Annotated in this window: 1 protein-coding gene and 1 pseudogene; both read right to left on the bottom strand. The window is 40.1% G+C overall.

Annotation, left to right across the window (positions count from 1 at the left end; translation table 11 throughout):
- Positions 1-370 precede the first annotated feature (370 nt).
- On the bottom strand, positions 371-775 hold the full coding sequence (locus ACUVJL_RS34995) for an IS4 family transposase (protein ID WP_445250018.1): 405 nt from the start codon (positions 773-775) through the stop codon (positions 371-373).
- Positions 768-1,190: pseudogene (locus ACUVJL_RS34990) on the bottom strand (hypothetical protein); the annotation flags it as partial. The gene ACUVJL_RS34995 and the pseudogene ACUVJL_RS34990, both read right to left, overlap by 8 nt.

Here is a 1,190-nt window from a genome sequence, read left to right as displayed (position 1 = left end):
CTTTGATTTAATTATCCACAGTGGCTCAAAGTCAAGCGAGGATAAGTCATTGGGCCATAGAAAAACTGTCCGAAGTATTGTTATAAACATCTTTCTTAACAAGAAAGTTGACAAAAGTAACTACTTGTGTAGGAGCTATTGGGGAGATCGATTCTAATCGAATACGAATTCTCCTGCAAAGAATGTTCATTGATGTCTCGCTTTTTCAATGAGTTCGCTCAAGCGCGATCGGGGTTTTTCCCGATCGCACATTTTGGACAAACAGAATAAAATGTTTTTCTGCCATTGGCGGCGGTTTACCAAAATTATCACGCTCGATCATCAACACAATTTGTCATAACAGCTATTTTAAACCTCGAAACATACCGATTCAAGTTGTTTTTAGTTGATTAAATAGTAGCCAACCCATCATAATATCATCCAATCTTGTCAATCCACGCCACAAAGTCTTAACTCCTGGAAAACCATCATGTTTTCGCCCTAAAAAACCTCCCAATTTAGCAATCCAACCAACCGCTTCCCCTAAAGTTGGCGGGTAAGAATGAGGATAACTTTTGTGATGAATTGTTGCATAAAGAGCCTGCCATTCTGGAGGTTCTAACATGATTTCACAACTGGCATCAGGAGCGAGCCGAGCGAGATGAGTAATATAAAGCAAACGCCAAGCTACGATAGAATAAGTAGCTAGAGCCATTTCTAACCTTTTTGCTGTTTCTAATTGTAGCTTCTCAATTCCACAACCACTTTTTAATACATAATGGTAACGCTCAATCAACCAACGATAACTTTTGCGATCTCACATAAGTAGTCACATCCTCTATACAAGTAATAGGTAAAGTTGTCACCAGCCACCACTCAATTACTTCTGACTCAGAAGGTGGCTCGGATTCTCTAACTAAAATAACTTGTAGTTTAATCGGACTTAATTTCTCTTGTTTAGGACGATTTTGAGGGGGTTGAATAGTTAAGGTTTTATACCGAATAGTTAAAGTCGCTTCTCGTGATGGTCGAGTTGGGTTGCGCTTCAATTCAACGGTCATTGTGACTTGCGGTTCGACCAATTCCATCTCTTCTTTAAGATGGTTGGACGAGGACTCTAAACATCTGTTTTGAGTAGCTCGAATCAAAAAATCTGCCCCCTCACGGTTCGCACAGGCAAACAAGTCATAAAAGTCAGCTTCTCGATCGGC

Origin of the sequence: Microcoleus sp. OTE_8_concoct_300, assembly GCF_031383065.1 — a bacterium.
Classification (GTDB): domain Bacteria; phylum Cyanobacteriota; class Cyanobacteriia; order Cyanobacteriales; family Microcoleaceae; genus Microcoleus.
The sequence above is the reverse complement of the archived record's forward strand: the minus strand, read 5'-3'. Positions and strand labels throughout refer to the sequence as shown.